We start from the raw sequence: 19,824 nt of genomic DNA on the forward strand, positions 1-19,824 counted from the left end.
AAGCAAAAACAATGCGTTATTTTACTCGGTTTTCAATAAAAATTCACCTTGAGGATAGCGTATATTCACTTGATGATGACTGCATTGAATTGCAAATTGAATGCCATTTTGTTGTACGCTATTTTCACAAGACAAGCCTAAAAACTGACGTTGAGCCTGATTCTCAGCAATTTGAATTGCCTGAAATTCTTGAAAAATTCTGACCGCACTTTTCCGTTGCTCACTCGTCCATCGGTTAAAGATCAAAAATAACCCGCTGAAAATCGATAATGCTAATAAAAGTGACATTAACGACATGCCTTTATTCACTTTGATCTTGCGCACTTAAATCACTCCAACTTTTATCCACCAAACGCCATTGGCTATATTCTTGTACGAGTTTGGTCACCACGGCTTTACCGTAAGCCACCGTCACGCCCTCCTCTAACTTAAGCGAACCACCTGTAATCACTGCACCACTTATTCGCCCTTTGCCGGTTAAAGTTAAATCCCCTTCTGCTAACAAAATGCCACTCACATTCCCTTTAACCTCTAATTGGTTTTGCGTTATCCAATACACTTGTAGTGTTTTTTGAGCAGTTAAAGTAGTATCTACTTTCACAAAGTGCGGTTGAAAATCAGCTTGTTTTTCGCTGGAAATAAAATCTCGCAGCATATTTTCATTAATGCCTTTTGTCGGCGATTTCTTAAATAACTCTGCTCGTTTACACCAAACAGAATAGGCCACTTTATCCTCTGCCCCATTAGACTCGAAAAAGACTTGTTTCACTTTTTCAGCACCATTTAAAGGCAAGTTTTGGCAAATATGTTTTTGTTGCTGCTGACTGATTTTCTGTAACGCCAGGCCTTGTTCTACATAATATTTTCGCTGACTTATTTGAGCTCGAAAAAATGCAAAGATCTGTTCATCAAATAATAAGATCAGCGCCAATAAGCCTGAAAGTAAAATCAGTGCCGTCAGTGTCACCATCCCTTTTTTCATGATCATTCTTCTTGATTTAATAAAGGCACCACAAGCGAAGTTTCATATTGAATATGCTTATGTGTTGCAAGATTTCCCGCGAGTTTGATTTCAATCCCTTTCCCTGCCTTTAACCAATCAAAACGTAATTGAGAAATCTCAAACTCTTTTTCATCCAATAAATCAGTCCATCCACCACCAGCGTTACAAGTAGATTGTGCTAAGGCTCTCTGACACTCTTCTGAGCGACAATCTGCATTTACCGAATTTTTATAGGTTTGTTTAGTTTCGATCATTTTGTCGTTAAGTTTGTAACCAAATAGCTCTTTTTCGATATTTTTTGCCACATTTTTAACGCCATTTACGCAAGTGTTTTTTGTGTATTTTTCACCAATACAGCCATTACTATTCAAATCATAAAAAAATAAAACACAGCTATTTGATGGAGCATTATCAGCTTGAGCAATGGTTATTGCAGTGCCGTTTTCATCCAATTCAAATAAAGCCAGATTATCCTCGATGAGTTTTTGGTTTGCGGCTCGAAAACCTACGCGACGCAGATCTTTCCCGATGAGTTGAATTGTACGTTGTAATTCCGTTTGTAGTTTGAGTTGTAACATTAAACGCTGATTTTGCTGTTGAGTTTGGGCATAAAATTGTGCAACCAATAGCAATAATAAAGCGGATAAGCCAAGTGAAATCAACAAACTCACCAATGTTTCGCCTTTTAATGGTTTCATCTTGTACATGCACTCGCCGCTTGATCAGGCTTTAATTTGATACTGCCCACGTTGAAAAAAGAAAACAATGTACGATGTTCTTCCGCCTGTAACATAAAACAATTTGTTTCCATGGTATTTCTGGCCCCATTAAATTTCACCGCCACTTCTGACGGATATAATTTAGGGCCTATCAGCATCGTTTTTCCTTCAAAATAAGGATAGTAAAAATGCGCATAAAGGTTTTTAGGACAATTCTGGGGATGAAAACAATCACAAAAATGATCGTTTTTTACTTGAGCAGTAATACACCAACGTTGATTCGCTCTATCTTGATTAGCCAAAATAAACCAAATCGCTGATGAATTTTCTGCCCTCGCTTGAATATTGCGTAAGAAAAAATAAAGCCGTTGTTGCTCTTTTTCGAGAAAATATTTGGGATCGTTTTTCTGCCATTTAGGCAATGTAAACGCCAACGTTAAGCTTAAAATAAACAATGCAATCAAGGTTTCTAATAAGGTTATCCCTTTATACATAAAATGCCTTCTTTTTTGACCGCACTTTAAAATTCCTTAAGAAGAAAGCCAAATTGGTTACGTTATTTTTGCGATACTGATCGCAAATTTCCTTTAAAAAACGGGAAAAACCGTGAATTAAACATTTTCAACTGGCTATTTACTAAAACTCCCTTATAATAGGCGACCTATTTATCTGTTCTTTAAAATCTGGTGGAAATATGAATCCAATGTTAAATATCGCGATTCGTGCGGCACGAAGAGCGGGCAACGTGATTGCTAAAAACTATGAACGCCGTGATGACATCCAAACAAGTAAAAAAGGTATTAATGATTATGTGACTAGCGTCGATAAAGCCGCTGAAGCAGAGATCATTGAAATCATTCAAAAATCTTATCCTGATCACACAATTATCAGTGAAGAACGTGGTGCATTAGAAGGCAAAGACAGTGATATTCAATGGGTAATTGATCCACTAGATGGCACAACCAACTTCGTAAAAGGTTTGCCACATTTCTCCGTTTCTATTGCTATCCGTGTAAAAAACCGTACCGAAGTGGGTGTGGTTTACGATCCTATTCGTAATGAATTATTCACGGCCGTGCGTGGTGAAGGCGCAAAATTAAATGAAGTGCGTTTACGTGTAGATAGCCAAAATGAACTTAACGGGGCGATTTTAGCCACTGGTTTCCCATTCAAACAACCAAGCTTGATGCCAACTCAATTTGCTATCATGAATAACTTAATTGATGAAGCTGCAGATTTCCGTCGTACGGGTTCTGCCGCATTAGACCTTTGCTATGTGGCTTCTGGTCGCGTTGACGGTTATTTCGAAATGGGCTTAAAACCTTGGGATTGCGCAGCAGGTGATTTAATCGTGCGTGAAGCGGGCGGTTTAGTATGTGATTTCAATGCGGGTCACGGCTATTTACGTTCCGGCAATATCGTGGCTGCACCAGCACGTATTTTAAAAGAAATGCTAAATAAAATTCAGCCTTGCTTAACCGAACAAGTTAAGTAAGCCTAAATAAAAAGTGCGGTGGATTTCACCGCACTTTTTTATAACTAATTTCTGTCGAGTGGCTTTCTATTTTCTTCCGTTTCCGGCTCTAGATCTAATTTTGCCATAAGAAGTTGATCGCCATCTTCTTCTGGGTTGCCTGTCACCAACAATTTATCCCCATAGAAAATCGAATTTGCTCCCGCCATAAAACACATGGCTTGCATTTCTTCACTCATACCTTGACGACCTGCAGAAAGGCGAACATAACTTTTTGGCATGGTAATACGCGCCACAGCAATGGTGCGAACAAATTCTGTCCAATCTAAATCAGCTGCATCAGCCATTGGTGTACCTTCTACTTTCACTAATTGGTTAATCGGAACTGACTCTGGCTGAGGATCAAGATTTGCCAAACTTGCAATGAGACCAGCTCGCTCTTTACGGGTTTCATTCATCCCCACAATACCGCCGCAGCAAACTTTTAAACCGGCATGACGCACTTTCCCTAATGTGCTTAAACGATCATCAAAACGGCGTGTGCCAATGACATTGTGATAATTCTCCGGTGCTGTATCAAGATTATGGTTGTAATAATCCAATCCAGCATCTTTTAACTCTTCCGCCATACCATCTTGTAGTAAGCCAAAAGTACCGCAAGTTTCTAAGCCAATATCTTTTACCGCACGAATAATCGCCGTGACTTTTTCCATATCTTTAGGCTTAGGACCACGCCATGCCGCGCCCATACAAAAACGTCCTGCACCACGTGCTTTAGCAATTTTGGCTTTTTCGACAATTTCATCAATATCCAAGATCTGCTGATTTTGTACGCCTGTTTGATAACGGGCAGATTGTGGGCAATAACCACAGTCTTCAGGGCATCCACCCGTTTTAATCGACATCAACGTCGATAACTGTATCGCACCTGGGTTAAAATGCTCTCGATGCACTTGAGCCGCACGATAGACTAATTCTAAAAAAGGTGTTTCAAATAACGCTTCTACTTTACAAACAGACCAATACTCTACTGAGGGATGGGGCGTAATAGATGAAAGCTGTACTACATTTGTTGTGGTCATTATATTTTCCTCGTTTAAGCTATATAGCTTTTATTAAGTTGAGCATATTACTCTGCAATATGATAAAAAGAGATCAGATCACTTTTCCTTGATGAATTTCAATCACTCGATCAATATGCCGTTCAATTTCTTTGGGTTGATGTGTCACCAGTAACATGGTGAGTTTTTTCTCTTCACATAATTGATCCATTAAATCCTGCATTTCAATGCGTAATTTAGGATCAAGTGCGGAAAAAGGCTCATCCAATAATAAAATGGGTTTATCTCGTAGCAAACAGCGCGCTAATGCCACTCGCTGTTTTTGTCCACCTGAAAGTGCGGTCGGTTTTCTCGTTAAAAAATCCTGTAAATTAACTGCTCTAGCAGCTTGTTCTACAAGTGCTTTTTCTTCTGCATTTAAGGCTAAATTCGGTTTTAAACCTAAGGCGACATTATCTTCTACGGAAAGATGAGTAAAGAGATTATTTTCCTGAAATAGCATGGAAACAGGGCGTTCAAAAGGTGCCGTTTTAGTATGGTTTTCACCACTGAGCCAAATCTCGCCACTATCAGCATATTCAAAGCCGGCAATTAAATTCAGCAAGGTACTTTTTCCTGCACCACTTTCACCAATGATGGCGATTTTTTCCTGGGCTTGAATATGTAAATCAAATACCATTGGCATGGATTGATAATTGAAGACTACATTATTTAATTTAATCATGTTGTTCCTTCTGCCCTTCAATGAACATAAATAAACCTAAACATAAGCCCAATAAAATCAATGCCGTCACTGCCGCTTCTTGGCTTCGATATTGCCCAATTTGTTGATAAAGCAAATGAGGCAAAGAAGTAAAATCAGGGCTACCAAATAAGGCTATCGCTGTAAAATCGCCGAGTGATAAAGTTGTCGCAAGCGCCAAGGCATATTTCAACGGTGCTTTTAGTAGCGGATATTCAATTAAACGAAAACGCTGCCAGCCTGTAATATTCAGCGATAAACAGAGTTTTTCATAATATTGCATCGATTGATTCATTGGTGTATTGAGAATTTTGATAACAAATGGCAAGGCAGCCAAGGCGTTACAAACAGATACCACAACAAACAAATGCCCTGCTGAAAAATCAATATCTTGCAACCAAAGGAATAAGCCAACTGCTAAGACAATCGTCGGAATGGCTAAAATCATCATGCCCCCCGTTAAAATTAAGTGAGCTAATTTGGGATGATATAGCCATTGTAGCTGACGGGAGAGTAACAATAAGAAGAATCCAAATAATACCGATAAAATCCCGGCTGTCGGTGCCATGGTTAATGAATAAGCGAGCGCTTTCCATAATTGTGGGTTTTGCCAATAGCCAAATAATTGGGTCGCAGATAAACCTTGAAAAACAATATTGAATAAGGGACTTAAAATAAATAAGCACACCGAGAATAAGACAAAAACATGTCCAAATTTGACCGCACTTGAAACAGGTAAAACCCAGCGATAACGTTGTGAAATCTGCGTTTCAGGTGCTTTTGCCCAATATTGTGAAAGCGAAAATAACGCAAAACAAAACGCAAATTGTACAAGCGCAAAAAGTGCGGCTTTGGGTAAATCAAATTCAAAGAAAATGGCTTGGTAAATCGCAACTTCTAGCGTGCTATTTTGTGGCCCGCCACCCAGTGCCAATACAATGGTAAAACTGGTGAAACACAGCATAAAAATCAATACAAAGGCTGACACGATTTGACTTTTCAAATAAGGCCATTCAATTAAGCGGAAAAATGTGAAACCTTTGATATTCAATTGTGCCGCGAGTTGATGCTGCTCAGTCGGAACACTTTGCAAAGCCTGCAAACTCATCCGTGCCGCTAAGGGAATATTAAAAAATAAATGGGCAATGAGAATACCACTTAAACCATAAATGGAGGGTTTCCACGAAATACCTAAGGTTTGCAGCAGTTGTGTTAGCCAACCGGCCGTGCCATAAATCCCAATCAAACCGAAAATAGCCAGTAATGCTGGCAAAACAAAGGTGAGGGAAAAAATGCGTAAAATGAGCGATTTGCCTTTGAAATCTAAATAGAAAAAAGCACGCGCAAATAACATACCAATTATGCTAGAAAGCAAGGCAGATAATAATGCTTGACCGAAACTAAAGGCGATAACTTGATGCAGATAATCGTCTTTTAAAAAATCAGATAAGGCATAATCACTTCCTACTGAAAAAACCGCAGAAAGGGAAAATCCATAAAGTAAAACGATGAAAAAAATAACCGCACTTCCGCCCAAATAATGGCGAGGACGAAAATGCGGATGTTGCAATAAGCTCATTAATACTATTTAGATAAGGCTTTTTGCCATTGATTGATCCAGCCTTTAAGCTGCTCACTTGTTACCGTTGTGGTATCTAAAATACGCATTGATTTTGCACGAGAATTAAGCGCATCAATATGACTTTCGATATTGGTCTCTACCACGGGTAACATCACATTATTTTTAGCAATATCCACTTGAGCTTGCGGTGAAAGTAAGAATCCTAAAAATTCATCAGCACAGGCATTATTGCGGTTAGCGACTTTTGCCGCGACTTCAACTTGTAATACGCTACCCTCTGCAAATTCCGTTGCCACATAATTGTCTTTTTGTTCAGAAAGAATATGGTAAATCGGTGACGTATTGACGCTTAAAACCAGATCACCTTCGCCTTTTAAGAAGGCCCCATAAGACTCAGTCCAACCTTTGGTGACCGTGACCGTATGTTTAGAAAGGGTCTTCCAGGCATTTGCGACATCTGCTTCTGGATAAACTATATTCATCCAAAGTAATAAACCACGTCCAATACTGCTTGTACGCGGATCTTGATATAACACTTTAAGATCTTGACGCTCAACTAATTCTTTTAAGCTCTTTGGTGGATTAGCCAGCTTATTTTTGTCATAAATAAACGCATATTGCGCATAATCAAATGGTAAGAACGTGTGATTTTCCCATTTAATGGGTAAACGTAACTGGCTTAAATCCACTTTATTTGGCTCAAAAATATTGAGTTTTTGTGCAGCCTCAATTTGATAACTATCTAAACCGAGTACCACATCCGCCTTAATTTTTTTACCTTCTAGACGAACACGGTTAAACAAGGTGCCATTATTGTCAAAAGCCACATAATTCAGCTTACATTGCGGGAATTGTTGTTCAAAAGCTGCTTTTACTTTTGGTCCAGCACTCCAATCAGCACTAAATGAATCATAAGTATAAACATCTAATGTTTGAGGTGCAGCTTGTGCGAAAGCGGAAGCGGTAAAAAGTGCGGTTAAAATGGGAAGTGTTTTGTTCATTATGCGTTCTCCTTATTTTTGCATAACGAAACAGCATAATGAGATGATTAGTTTCCTACGCCAGCATTATCTGTTTCAGGTTCACGGGTATTTCTCAGCCATTAATAGAGGCACCCCGACTAACGCGATGTAGTCTAACGTAAGGGAATTTTATCAACAAGTTATTTAACTTAAAAATGTTAATCCGATCACACTTTTATATCTGATTTATCATTTTTTGAACAAAAGAAAACCTGCTAAAAAGCAGGTTTATCTCAGTAATCTATCGTCAATTAAGCTTGATGTTTAGCCGCTACTTCGCTTAATAAAGTTTGAAGTTCGCCAGCTTGATACATTTCTAAAATAATATCACAACCACCAATTAACTCACCTTCCACCCATAATTGCGGGAAAGTTGGCCAGTTTGCATAAGCCGGCAATTCAGCACGAATATCTGGGTGTTGAAGAATATCAACATAGCCGAAAGGCACTTTGCAATTCATTAATGCTTCAGATGCACGCGCAGAGAAACCACAAGAAGGTAATTTTGGTGAACCTTTCATGTAAATTAAAATTGGGTTTTCAGCGATTTGTTTTTTGATTTTGTCTAACGTTTCCATAATGTTCCTTGTTCAAATAAGTCTGAATAGGGCGCTATTCTAGCATAAGATAGAACCTGAGTGAAAGACTTGGTCTTACCAACTTCCACCAGCTCCGCCGCCGCCAAAGCCACCGCCACCAAAGCCACCACCGGAAGAACCACCGCCACCGAAGCCTCCACCAAATCCGCCTCCGAAACCGCCACCACGGCGACGAGAAATCGTACTTTGACGAATGATTTTATTCAGTTGGTCACGTTGATTCGGGCTAATATAGACTTCATCTTTGTGATATTGGAATTCACCAAATAATACAATAGCAATAAATGCCAATACCATTAAGAATGGGATGTACTTATCGAACACATCTTCTTCAACTTGTGCCGCATCAAACTCGCCTTTACTTGCCGCAATAATTTGGTTTAAGCCATCATTAATACCTTGGGCATATTGGCCTTGTTTAAATTGTGGCAAAATTGCCGAACGGATGACTTGCGATAAAAAAGCATCCGGCAATACACCTTCTAAACCTTGTCCTGTTGCGATAAAAACTTTGCGATCATTTTTCGCAATCAACATCAACACGCCATTGTTCAGATTTTTACGCCCAATGCCCCATTTATCACCTAAAGCAAAGGTATAATCAGCAATTTCATATTCACCGGTTGTAGGAACCAAAACGACAGCGATTTGTGAACTCGTTTCTTTACTATAAGCAATCAGTTTATTTTCTAAAATTTGCTTATGTTCTGATGAAAGTGTGTTGGTGTAATCGTTTATATAATGGAAAGGATTTGGTACAGGCGGAAATTCTGCCGCAACAACCATTTGAGCAAAAAAAACAAGGCTAAAAATAACCGCACTTTTCATAAAAGATAAAAGCTTAGCCATTAATAATTACCTCATTAGATAATTCATTCACATCATCAGGCTGAATAGGGAAATGGCGAGATAAAATATCACTAATACGATCAATCGCATCGACAATGCCTTGTGTATAAGCTTTTTGTTTAAACTGCTCAATCATTAAATCGCATTGTAACTGCCAATAAGCCACATCAACAAATTGATGAATGCCTTTATCACCTACGATTGCACAGAGATGATTTTTATATCCCACATAAATCAACACGGCATTTTGTGCCGCTGTTTTATGCATTTCCAGCTCGTCAAAGACTTCTAAAGCTCGTTCCATTGCAGACAGTTGTGCTGAAGCCTTTGGTACTTTACGTTCAATATAAACACGTAACTCAGCCGAACTTAAGCTTTCGAGGCGACTAATCGCCGCCTCGATTTGCTTTTTATCTACCGGAATTCGGGAAAAAAATGGCATAGATAAACCTTAGTTAAAGTTTACAGTTGGTGCATTTTCAGCGCCTGCAGCTGATTTAAAGTAAGGTTTAGCTTTAAAACCAAAAATCATTGCTGCTAATTTAGTTGGGAATTGACGTACTTTTTCATTATAGATACGTGCAGCTTCATTAAATTTATTACGAGCCACATTGATACGGTTTTCTGTACCTTCAAGTTGCGCTTGTAAGTTCATAAAACCTTCATTTGCTTTTAATTGTGGGTATTGTTCTACTGTAACAAGTAAGCGAGATAATGCTGAACCCACTTGATTTTGGTTTTGTTGGAATTCGTTTAATTGTTCTTCTGTTAAATTAGACGGATCAATTTTAGTTTGTGTCGCTTTTGCGCGAGCTTCGATGACATTGGTTAATGTTTGTTGTTCAAAATTAGCTTGACCTTTTACAGTATTCACTAAGTTCGGAATTAAATCAGCACGACGTTGATAAGATGATTCAACATTTGCCCAAACAGAATCAATTTCAGTTTCTGCTTTTACTAAGCCATTGTAGCTAGACATTAAGCCAAAACCTGCAGCAACAGCAATAATAATCAAGATAATCCACTTTTTCATTCAAAAATTCCTTCAATTATAGGTTTAATTTATATAAGAAAAGACCTAAACCGAAGTTTAGGTCTTCTAATGTTAATCCGTTAATGGATAACTAAATAAAATTATTTAGTACCGTTAACTGCGATTTCAACACGACGGTCTGGTGCTAAACAAGCGATAAGTGCTTTACGACCTTTAACCGCATCACAAGTAGAACCTGTAACTGGGTTAGCTTTACCGTGACCAACTGCAGAAATGTTTTGAGCTGGAACACCTTTAGCTACTAAGTAGTTAGCTACAGAGTCTGCACGACGTTGTGATAATTTCACGTTTGGTGCATCTTTACCGATACGGTCTGTATAACCAGCAACAGCTACGTTAGCGTTATTAACTTGAGCGATTTCACCGTAGATACCGTCTAAAGTTGCTTTAGCTTGTGGTTTTAAGTTAGCTTTACCAAACGCGAAAGTTACATCAGAGCTTAAGTTGAAAGTTTTGCTTACAACTTCAGGTGCAACAACTGGAGCAGCGCCTTGACCGAAACGGTAAGATAAACCAGCGTTGATAGAACCGATCCATGGGTTGTAATCTACAGAGCTATTTGGACGATCTTCAGTACGTAATTTACCTACGCGAGTTAACCATTGGTATTCTAAACGTAATGCTAACTCTGGTAATGATGGTAATGCATATTCAACACCTGCAGCGAACATACCAGAAGTACGTAAGCTATGACGACCGTCTGCGTGGACACGAGCACCACCGTTTGTTACATCATAGAATTTGTAGTCTGAACGAACTAATGCTACGCCTGCACGACCATAAACATCTAAGCCTTCTAAAGCAGAAGTTAAACCACCAAGATTGTAGCTACCTTTTAAGCTTAAGTGAGCACCATGGTTAGTGTGTTTGAAATAAGTTTGACCTAAGTCACGACCTTTAACGCGACCGAAGTCATCGTAACCTAACTCTACCGCTAAACCTAAGTTATCACGGTTTAAGATTTGGTAACCACCGAATACACCATAAGTAACAGAGTTACGGTGATAAGAACCTAAGTTGTCTTTAATACCATCATGGAAAGATGCTTGACCAACTTTAGCACCTACATAGAAAGTATTTTCTTGTGGAGCTGCTTGAGCTACAGAAGCTGCTGCTAAACCAGCAACGACTAATGCGATTGCAGTTTTTTTCATTTTGATGTCCTCTATTTAGTCATCGTTATTAATTAAGAAAAGTTTCCTTGTTTATTGTGAACTTTATAAAAAAGAAACACTCTAAACATTGCTTAACTAGGGTTTTGAATTTGCCCTAACTTATCCTTTTGACAAATTCAATTCCTTTGCCATAGCCAAAGGAACGTTCAAAAGTATGGTTATTATCCTATAAAAACACCAAAGATCAAACTTTTTTTGCCTTTTTTGGTTATTTTATAGACAAACAACCCCTAAAATGAACATTTGTTCACAAAAATCGGGTTAATTTTTAACCCGATTTCTATTCTAACAAAAAATATCTTTTGTTGAAATCGACTTTTTTTTGAGCTTCATATATCATCAAATTCACTTTCTTCTCTATTATATAGGTGAGTGATTTTATGTTGCCCCGTCTTTCTAATGTGCCACAACTTAATAACGTGGTAAGTGATTATCTTAGCGAACTCCAAAAGCAGCATTTTGAAGGTGATATTGCCTCAAATTATGCTGACCGTTTAAGTCTTGCGACAGATAACAGTGTCTATCAACAACTTCCTCAGGCTATTTTGTTCCCTAAATCTGTTGCCGATGTAGTACGTATCACCAAATTAGCCAATAAAGAGAAATACCTTCAGCTAACTTTCACACCTCGCGGTGGTGGCACGGGCACAAATGGGCAATCTATTAATAACAATATTATTGTGGATCTCTCTCGCCACATGACAGGCATTTTAGAGCTTAATATAGAAGAACGTTGGGTTCGTGTGCAGGCGGGAGTAGTAAAAGACCAACTAAACCAATTTTTAAAACCTCACGGTTTATTCTTTGCGCCAGAACTCTCCACCAGTAATCGAGCAACCCTCGGTGGCATGATTAATACCGATGCTTCCGGTCAAGGCTCACTGCAATACGGAAAAACCTCTGATCACGTTTTAGCATTACGTTCTGTTTTGATGAATGGTGAAATATTAGATACAAGTGCGGTCAAATCCGACGATGTTTTAGAAAATTACCCGCTTGCAGAAAATGGAAAAACATTACATCAAACGATTTTCCAACGTTGTAAAGAGAAGCGCGCCTCAATCATTCAAGATTTACCACAACTCAATCGCTTTCTTACCGGTTACGATCTTAAGAGTATCTTTAATAAAGATGAAAGTGAATTTAATCTCACCCAAATTTTAACGGGGTCAGAAGGTTCACTTGCGTTTATCTGCGAAGCTAAACTCAATTTATTGCCGATTCCTAAATATCGCACCTTAATTAATGTGAAGTACAGCTCATTTGATGCAGCACTTCGCAATGCGCCTTTTATGGTGAAAGCCAATGCCCTTTCCGTTGAAACTGTCGATTCCAAAGTGCTGAACCTCGCTAAGCAAGATATTATTTGGCATTCAGTGAAAGAACTTTTAACAGAAGAAGAACAAAATCCAATTCTGGGTTTAAACATTGTGGAATATGCGGGTAACAATCAAGCTAAAATCGACAGCCAAGTGACCGCACTTTGTCAGCAATTAGATGAAAAAATTGCACAGGGCAAAGATCATATTATCGGCTATCAACTTTGCTCTGACTTACCTTCTATTGAACGTATTTACGCCATGCGTAAAAAAGCGGTGGGGCTATTGGGGAATGCGAAAGGCGCTGCCAAACCGATTCCTTTTGTGGAAGATACCTGCGTGCCACCAGAACATCTTGCGGATTACATTGCTGAATTTAGAGCCTTATTAGATAGTCACAATCTGCAATATGGGATGTTTGGCCATGTGGATGCTGGTGTATTACACGTTCGCCCCGCTTTAGACTTATGCGATAAAGAACAAGTCAAACTCTTTAAACTAATTTCAGATGAAGTGGCAGAACTCACGGTGAAATACGGCGGTTTGCTATGGGGGGAACACGGTAAAGGTGTACGTTCTCATTATGGCGAGAAATTCTTTACACCTGAACTTTGGCAAGAATTACGTTATGTGAAATTTTTATTTGACCCAAACAATCGTCTCAATCCAGGTAAAATCTGTGCGCCACTTAATAGCGATGCGGAACTCTATTCTATCCTCTCGCCAATGCGTGCGGACAATGATCGCCAAATCCCAATTCAAATGCGAGACGAATTCAAAGGCGCGATGAACTGTAACGGTAATGGACTTTGCTTTAACTTTGATGAGCACAGCATTATGTGTCCTTCCATGAAAGTGAGTAAAAACCGCGTATTCTCGCCAAAAGGACGAGCCGCTATGGTACGTGAATGGTTGCGATTAATGGCCAATGAAAACGTATCGCCTGATCAATTAGATTTTCATAAAACACAAGTGAAACTGACCGCACTTGTGGAACGTTTCCGCAATAGCGTACAGAAATGGCGTGGTGAATATGACTTCTCACATGAAGTAAAAGCAGCAATGGATACTTGTCTGGCTTGTAAAGCCTGTGCAAGCCAATGTCCGATTAAAATTGACGTACCAAATTTCCGTGCGAAATTTTTCCATTTCTACCACAGTCGTTATTTGCGCCCAGCCAAAGATCATCTTGTGGCAAATTTAGAAGTTGCTGCCCCTTATATGGCGAAACAACCAGCATTATTCAATTATTTCACCAAGCTGAAAGTCACTCAAAGCTTGGTTGAAAAAACACTTGGCATGACCGATTTACCTCTCCTTTCAGAGCCAAACCTTCAACAGCAATTAGTGGAAATTGGCTACCAAGGCAAAAAATTAGAAGAATTGGAAGGTCTCAGTGCCACAGAAAAAGCCAATATGCTCTTTATCGTACAAGATCCCTATACCTCTTATTACGATGCTAAAGTGGTCCGAGACTTTGTCGCTCTCACACAAAAATTAGGGTTCGATCCAATCCTTCTGCCTTTTAAACCCAATGGCAAAGCCATGCACATTAAAGGTTTTTTAGCTCGCTTTAGTAAAACCGCTAAAACACAAGCCGAGTTTTTAAATCGCGTCGCCAAATTAAATGTGCCTTTGGTCGGCGTAGATCCAGCTATTGTGCTTTCTTATCGAGATGAATATAAAGAGGCTTTAGGCGATTCTCGCGGTGATTTCCATGTGCTCACAGCACATGAATGGCTGACCAATCAATTAGAAAGCAACGCATTACAAAGTGCAGTGAAAAATATCGCAAAATCTGACCGCACTTTTGAGTGGCATTTATTCCCTCATTGTACTGAATCCACCTTTATGCCAAACAGTACCAAAGAATGGCAGCATATTTTTGCGCAATTTGGACAAACCTTGACGGTAGAAAAAGTCGGCTGCTGTGGTATGGCGGGTGTATTTGGTCATGAAGTACAAAATCAAACCATGTCAAAAGATATTTACGATGTATCATGGGGTAAAAAATTACAAGGTAAAGATCCAAATCATTGTCTCGCAACTGGCTATTCCTGCCGTAGCCAAGTGAAGCGATATGAAAAAGCCATCTTGAAACACCCTGTTCAAGCATTGCTTGAAGTATTGAATAACTAGAATAGATTTTCTACTTACCACAATATCGCAGAAAATAAAAAGCGGTCAGACTTTAAATCTGACCGCTTTCTTTATTTAAAAACTACAACGCTTCAATCGCTTTATACTGCTCTTGGATTTTTTCTAATCCAGATTGGTATTCTGCTTGTTTTTCACGTTCTTTCGCAATCACCGCTTCAGGCGCTTTAGCCACGAAAGCTTCGTTGCTAAGTTTGTTTTCGATACGTTTAACTTCATTTTGATATTTTTCAATCTCTTTGGTTAAACGGGCAAGCTCTGCTTCTTTATTGATAAAGCCGGCCATTGGCACAAGTAATTCAGCATTGCCAACGAGTTTCGCTACCGCAAGCGGTGCGGTTTCGTTTGTCGCTAACACTTGAACGTTATCTAATTTCGCCATGGCTTTTAAAAGAGCGGTCTGCTTTTCGAGAATTTTTGCATTTTCTGCACTTAAATTACGGAATAACAGATCTAAACCTTTGCTTGGTGCGATGTTGCTTTCTGCACGGATGTTACGTACCGCAACGATCACTTCTTTTAACCACTCAATTTCAGCTTCTGCTTCTGGATCAAAGCCGTTCTCTTCCACTTGTGGGAAAGGTTGTAACATAATGCTATCAGCCGTAATGCCCACAAATCCTTTCACTTTTTGCCAAATTTCTTCGGTAATAAATGGAATGAGCGGGTGTGCTAAACGTAATAATTTTTCTAACACATGAACCAAGGTTTGGCTTGCCGCACGGATTTGTGCTGCATTACCGTTTGCAAATACTGGTTTAGTTAATTCTAAATACCAGTCGCAGAATTGGTTCCAAGTAAACTCATAAATCGCATTGGCACAAAGGTCAAAACGATATTGGCTTAATGAGTTACGGAAAGTTTCCACTGTGCGGTTGAATTCTGATTGAATCCAACGATCCGCTAATGAGAATTCGATCTCGCCTTCGCTTAAATCTAATTTTTCATTCGTAAGAACGAAACGGCTTGCATTCCATAATTTGTTACAGAAATTACGGTAGCCCTCTAAACGTTTCATATCCCAGTTGATATCACGGCCGTTTGAAGCCAATGCTGCTAATGTGAAACGCAATGCGTCTGTACCGTGAGCCGGAATACCTTCAGCAAATTCTTTGCGCGTTGCTTTAGCAATTTTCTCTGCCAATTGCGGCTGCATCATGTTGCCGGTACGTTTTTCAAGCAAATCTTCAAGGCTGATACCGTCGATCATGTCGATTGGATCGAGCACGTTACCTTTCGATTTCGACATTTTTTGTCCGTTTTCATCACGGATTAAGCCCGTTACGTACACGGTTTTGAATGGCACTTGTGGTTTGCCGTTTTCATCTTTTACGAAGTGCATCGTAAACATAATCATACGCGCAACCCAGAAGAAGATGATGTCGAAGCCGGTAATCAACACATCCGTTGGGTGGAACATTTTGAGCTCTTTGGTTTGCTCTGGCCAACCTAAAGTTGAGAATGTCCATAAGCCTGATGAGAACCACGTGTCTAACACGTCTTCATCTTGCTTGAGTTCAACCGCAGAATCTAAGTTATATTTTGACCGCACTTCTTCTTCGTTGCGTGCAACATACACGTTGCCTTCCGCGTCATACCACGCCGGAATACGGTGTCCCCACCAAAGTTGGCGAGAGATACACCAATCTTGAATATCACGCATCCAAGAGAAGTAAAGGTTTTCGTATTGTTTCGGCACGAATTGGATTTCGCCATCTTCCACCGCTTTAATCGCCACATCAGCAAGCGGTTTCACGCTCACATACCATTGGTCGGTTAACATCGGCTCAATCGGCACACCACCGCGGTCGCCATAAGGCACTTTCAAATCATGTGGTTTAATTTCATCTAATAAACCAAGCGCTTCAAAATCTGCCACGATTTTCTTACGTGCAGCGAAACGCTCTAAACCACGGTAATCAGCTGGAATAGTTGCTTCATAGCCAGCAAGTGGTTTGCCGTCTGTGCCGATAATTTCCGCTTCATCACGAATATCCGCATTTAAAGTTAACACGTTAACCATAGGTAAGCTGTGACGTTTACCCACTTCGTAGTCGTTAAAGTCGTGCGCAGGGGTGATTTTCACCACACCGGTACCAAATTCACGATCCACGTATTCATCCGCAATAATCGGAATTTCACGGTTTGCCAATGGCAGAACCACTGTTTTACCGATTAAAGATTGGTAACGCTCATCTTCAGGATGCACTGCAACCGCCGTATCGCCCAACATGGTTTCTGGACGTGTAGTTGCCACCACTAAATAATCTTTACCATCTGCCGTTTTCGCACCGTTGGCTAACGGATAACGGAAATGCCAAAGCGAACCTTTGCTCTCTTTGTTTTCCACTTCTAAATCGGAAATCGCGGTGTGAAGTTTTGGATCCCAGTTTACTAAGCGTTTGCCACGGTAAATCAAACCTTCTTCGTGCAAACGAACAAACACTTCTTTTACCGCATTGGATAAACCATCGTCCATCGTGAAGCGCTCACGTTCCCAGTCGATAGAGTTTCCTAAACGGCGCATTTGTTGGCTAATTGTGCCGCCTGAATAGGCTTTCCAATCCCAAATTTTGTTGATGAATGCTTCACGACCATAATCGTGGCGAGTTTTGCCTTCTTCAGCCGCAATTTTGCGCTCCACCACCATCTGAGTTGCGATACCCGCGTGGTCTGTCCCCGCTTGCCATAAGGTGTTATGCCCTTCCATACGGTTAAAACGGATTAAAGTATCCATTAAAGTTTGTTGGAAAGCGTGCCCCATGTGTAGGGAGCCTGTTACGTTCGGCGGTGGAATCGCAATGCAATAGCTTGGCGCATTTTCATTTTCAGACGGTTTAAAATAACCACTCTCTTCCCAATGTTGATAAAGGGCTTGTTCTACCGCAGACGGATTAAAACGGTCTGCCATTTCGAATTTTTGTGTCATTTATATTTTCTCTAATTAATGATTATTTAGATAATTGTAGTTGTACTTTTAAAAGGCTTTCTCTAGCTGCCTGCAATTCAAAATCTTTTTTGTGTTGACATTCTTGATCGTAACAATGTCTAGCTTTTATATTACTAATCTCATTTTTCCAATAATTAACTTGATTACTTAAATTCTCTATTCCCTGTAAGTTTTTTATTGAGGTTACAATCCAATCGACATTACTTTTTGACAGATGTTGGTACTTATTGAACTCTTCTTTAGTAATTAAGTTATGATACTCGTTTCCCCAAAAAACATTACTAGTCTCAACTGTTTTTTGGAGTTCTGTAACTCTTTTTTCTAATGCTTGAATTGGGGTAATAACCTCTATTCCTAATTTGCTACGTATATTATCAACTAAATTTTTAGGAACTATAAAACCTAAATAAGTGCAAAGCAAAAATGATAGAATAAGAAAATTAATCCAAGACAACCATGATGGCTTATTCATAACATTTCCTTCAATAATTTAAATTCAATTAAATAAAACCCTGCCTCACTCGGATAAATCCCCCGAATCACCTCTTTCAATTCTTCCAATCCCATATTTTCCTGCTTGGCATGCTGTTCAGTCAGTTCATCAAGGGTAATCGGCGACACGCTTAACACTTCAATCGTGCAGAAATATTGATTATCTTCAAAGCGCCCTACACGCAAAATATCGCCCGTTTTAAAATGGCTTTCGGATTTATCTCGAATGGTGATGGTTTTACGCCCGGCGAGAATATCGGCTTCGAAACGTTGATAAAAGGTAATATCGTTCATAAAGTGCGGTCACAAAAAATCTATTTTTTTATTTTGAGGGCGAATTAATCACGCCCTCATATTACTAAGGATGAGATTATTCCTCAATCCCTCTTAATTCATCTTTAATACGTTGAATTTCTAAGAATAAACGGCGTTCTTCTTGACGGCAGAAACTATCACCACTTAAGTTTTTCGCATCAGCAGAACAACGAACTTCTTCGTATTGTTTTTCTAACACATTTAATACAGCTCTTTGCTGTTTACGTTCTGCACTTTCTTTTGGTGCTTTTTCAGTCACTACCACGCGTGGTTTCTGAGGGATTGTTGCTTGTTGAGCGACAACCGTCTCTTTTTTCTCAGATACTTTTTCTGCCAAATCATCCGCTTTCGCCTCATTTTTAACTTCGGCTTTCACTGCGTCAGATTTTACTTCTGCAGTTTTAACATCAGCTTTAGCTTCTGTACTTTCTGTTTTTTCAGCAGTTTTTTCTGTGGATTTAGTTTCAGCCACTAATTCTTTTGATTTTTCAACCGCACTTTCTGCTTTTTCTGTTGGTGCAGGTACTCTTACTGCTTTCTCAACTTGGGTTGATGTATTTTCTTTATTGTCACAAGCAGATAATAAGGTGCTTGCGCCAAGAATAAGGCTTAAAGCCACTTTAGCGTTTAAATTCATGTTAATTTCCTAGGTTTTAAAGTTAAAAATATTAAGTGTTTTCAGTAGAAAGCGTCCAACCTTGCGAGCGAAGGACTTTATAACGTTCACGCGCTTGGGCTTTTTGCGTTTCTTCTACCGGTACAAAATCAATTAATTGTGTAAAGCTGTGGCTAAAATCTGGCACTTCCATTTGTAAATTGATCAGCAAATCTCGACGTTGAGCATTGCGTTTGCCTTTCCAACTAATCTCAATTGGCGGCGCATATTGTGTTGCTTCGCCTGAAAGATTATGAGGAACAAACTCATTCGGATCCCGTTGCCATAATGCTTCATCAATTAAAAATGCTTGCTCTTCTGTTTCGCATGCGATTAAAACTCGCTTGCCTAAACGCCACGCTTGAGCGGCAAGATCACAGGCAAGTTGCTCAACGGTTATCTTCTTTTCTGGATTTAAGAGATAAAATTGTGCGTTTTTTGCCATGATTGCGACTTCTCCATTTATCGTTTTGTAAACTGGCGGATTCTATCAAAAAAGCACTAAAAAATAAATCATCAACAAGGTGATTAACGTAAATAGAAAAAACACGGAAATTTTTTACCGCACTTTTATGATCTACATCACAAAAGTAACTTTTAACCTTTATGTTACATTCCATTCATAACTCGTAGGTGTTAGAATTTCGAAGATTTAT

The 19,824-nt window shown here is 39.4% G+C and carries 20 protein-coding genes and 1 riboswitch; of the genes, 2 read left to right on the forward strand and 18 right to left on the reverse strand.

The annotated features are described in order from the left end of the window. Positions 1–21: 21 nt before the first annotated feature. From HMPREF3020_RS03580 to HMPREF3020_RS03595, 4 genes are read right to left on the reverse strand one after another with little or no spacing between them, the layout of a single operon-like run. Positions 22–288: a DUF5374 domain-containing protein gene (locus HMPREF3020_RS03580; RefSeq protein ID WP_014065666.1), complete on the reverse strand. Its 267-nt coding sequence runs from the start codon at positions 286–288 to the stop codon at positions 22–24. A gap of 13 nt (positions 289–301) precedes the next feature. Further along, a complete protein-coding gene (locus tag HMPREF3020_RS03585) occupies positions 302–988 on the reverse strand; it encodes a DUF2572 family protein (protein ID WP_070775581.1) in 687 nt (228 codons plus the stop codon). Continuing rightward, complete coding sequence (locus HMPREF3020_RS03590) at positions 985–1,701, reverse strand: type II secretion system protein J (RefSeq protein WP_080970278.1); 717 nt, start codon at positions 1,699–1,701, stop codon at positions 985–987. Before HMPREF3020_RS03590 ends, HMPREF3020_RS03585 begins: the two co-directional genes overlap by 4 nt. Then, entirely contained in the window at positions 1,698–2,216 is a 519-nt protein-coding gene (locus HMPREF3020_RS03595; protein WP_070775582.1) for a prepilin-type cleavage/methylation domain-containing protein, read from the reverse strand. The genes HMPREF3020_RS03590 and HMPREF3020_RS03595 overlap by 4 nt, the downstream gene beginning before the upstream one ends. A 200-nt stretch (positions 2,217–2,416) precedes the next feature. Between HMPREF3020_RS03595 and suhB the strand changes: the two genes are divergently transcribed. Continuing rightward, positions 2,417–3,217 (forward strand): inositol-1-monophosphatase, encoded by an 801-nt coding sequence (suhB, locus tag HMPREF3020_RS03600; protein ID WP_005695663.1) that lies wholly within the window; start codon positions 2,417–2,419, stop codon positions 3,215–3,217. Positions 3,218–3,261: 44 nt separating this feature from the next. On the opposite strand, the gene bioB is transcribed toward suhB, so the two are convergent. The 9 genes from bioB to ompA all read right to left on the reverse strand — a co-directional run bounded on the left by bioB (position 3,262) and on the right by ompA (position 11,259). Then, positions 3,262–4,278: a biotin synthase BioB gene (gene bioB, locus HMPREF3020_RS03605; protein WP_049374926.1), complete on the reverse strand. Its 1,017-nt coding sequence runs from the start codon at positions 4,276–4,278 to the stop codon at positions 3,262–3,264. A gap of 73 nt (positions 4,279–4,351) precedes the next feature. Then, positions 4,352–4,981, reverse strand: a complete 630-nt coding sequence (gene thiQ / locus HMPREF3020_RS03610; RefSeq protein ID WP_049366108.1) for a thiamine ABC transporter ATP-binding protein — start codon at positions 4,979–4,981, stop codon at positions 4,352–4,354. After that, on the reverse strand, positions 4,974–6,578 hold the full coding sequence (gene thiP / locus HMPREF3020_RS03615) for a thiamine/thiamine pyrophosphate ABC transporter permease ThiP (protein ID WP_049366110.1): 1,605 nt from the start codon (positions 6,576–6,578) through the stop codon (positions 4,974–4,976). Before thiP ends, thiQ begins: the two co-directional genes overlap by 8 nt. 5 nt (positions 6,579–6,583) lie before the next feature. Further along, entirely contained in the window at positions 6,584–7,582 is a 999-nt protein-coding gene (thiB, locus tag HMPREF3020_RS03620; protein ID WP_070775583.1) for a thiamine ABC transporter substrate binding subunit, read from the reverse strand. A gap of 35 nt (positions 7,583–7,617) precedes the next feature. Further along, positions 7,618–7,710, reverse strand: a riboswitch (TPP riboswitch). 144 nt (positions 7,711–7,854) lie between these two features. Then, the gene (grxD, locus tag HMPREF3020_RS03625; protein ID WP_005699458.1) at positions 7,855–8,181 is read right to left on the reverse strand and encodes a Grx4 family monothiol glutaredoxin; all 327 of its coding nucleotides are present in this window, start codon (positions 8,179–8,181) and stop codon (positions 7,855–7,857) included. A 75-nt stretch (positions 8,182–8,256) separates the two neighbouring features. Then, the gene (locus HMPREF3020_RS03630; RefSeq protein WP_049374043.1) at positions 8,257–9,051 is read right to left on the reverse strand and encodes a TPM domain-containing protein; all 795 of its coding nucleotides are present in this window, start codon (positions 9,049–9,051) and stop codon (positions 8,257–8,259) included. Then, positions 9,044–9,493: a TPM domain-containing protein gene (locus HMPREF3020_RS03635; protein WP_014065676.1), complete on the reverse strand. Its 450-nt coding sequence runs from the start codon at positions 9,491–9,493 to the stop codon at positions 9,044–9,046. Before HMPREF3020_RS03635 ends, HMPREF3020_RS03630 begins: the two co-directional genes overlap by 8 nt. A 9-nt stretch (positions 9,494–9,502) precedes the next feature. Then, positions 9,503–10,084: a LemA family protein gene (locus tag HMPREF3020_RS03640; RefSeq protein WP_049364356.1), complete on the reverse strand. Its 582-nt coding sequence runs from the start codon at positions 10,082–10,084 to the stop codon at positions 9,503–9,505. A gap of 101 nt (positions 10,085–10,185) precedes the next feature. Next, positions 10,186–11,259, reverse strand: coding sequence for a porin OmpA (gene ompA, locus HMPREF3020_RS03645; RefSeq protein ID WP_070775584.1), 1,074 nt, complete (start codon positions 11,257–11,259; stop codon positions 10,186–10,188). Positions 11,260–11,660: 401 nt separating this feature from the next. Here ompA and HMPREF3020_RS03650 point away from each other — a divergent pair, with 401 nt between their 5' ends. Beyond that, positions 11,661–14,738, forward strand: a complete 3,078-nt coding sequence (locus HMPREF3020_RS03650; protein ID WP_070775585.1) for a D-2-hydroxyglutarate dehydrogenase YdiJ — start codon at positions 11,661–11,663, stop codon at positions 14,736–14,738. Between the two features lie 82 nt (positions 14,739–14,820). On the opposite strand, the gene valS is transcribed toward HMPREF3020_RS03650, so the two are convergent. The 5 genes from valS to HMPREF3020_RS03675 form a co-directional block, all read right to left on the reverse strand. Then, positions 14,821–17,685 (reverse strand): valine--tRNA ligase, encoded by a 2,865-nt coding sequence (valS, locus tag HMPREF3020_RS03655; RefSeq protein ID WP_070775586.1) that lies wholly within the window; start codon positions 17,683–17,685, stop codon positions 14,821–14,823. 22 nt (positions 17,686–17,707) lie between these two features. Next, positions 17,708–18,178 carry a hypothetical protein gene (locus HMPREF3020_RS03660; protein ID WP_070592434.1) on the reverse strand — a complete coding sequence of 157 codons (471 nt, stop codon included), beginning with the start codon at positions 18,176–18,178 and terminating at the stop codon, positions 17,708–17,710. Further along, on the reverse strand, positions 18,175–18,492 hold the full coding sequence (yqfB, locus tag HMPREF3020_RS03665) for a N(4)-acetylcytidine aminohydrolase (protein WP_070592437.1): 318 nt from the start codon (positions 18,490–18,492) through the stop codon (positions 18,175–18,177). Before yqfB ends, HMPREF3020_RS03660 begins: the two co-directional genes overlap by 4 nt. A gap of 76 nt (positions 18,493–18,568) precedes the next feature. Further along, complete coding sequence (locus HMPREF3020_RS03670) at positions 18,569–19,150, reverse strand: hypothetical protein (RefSeq protein WP_070775587.1); 582 nt, start codon at positions 19,148–19,150, stop codon at positions 18,569–18,571. Positions 19,151–19,181: 31 nt separating this feature from the next. Beyond that, positions 19,182–19,613 (reverse strand): DNA polymerase III subunit chi, encoded by a 432-nt coding sequence (locus HMPREF3020_RS03675; protein WP_005695644.1) that lies wholly within the window; start codon positions 19,611–19,613, stop codon positions 19,182–19,184. Between the last annotated feature and the right edge of the window lie 211 nt (positions 19,614–19,824).

The organism is Haemophilus sp. HMSC068C11, assembly GCF_001815355.1.
Lineage (GTDB): Bacteria > Pseudomonadota > Gammaproteobacteria > Enterobacterales > Pasteurellaceae > Haemophilus_D.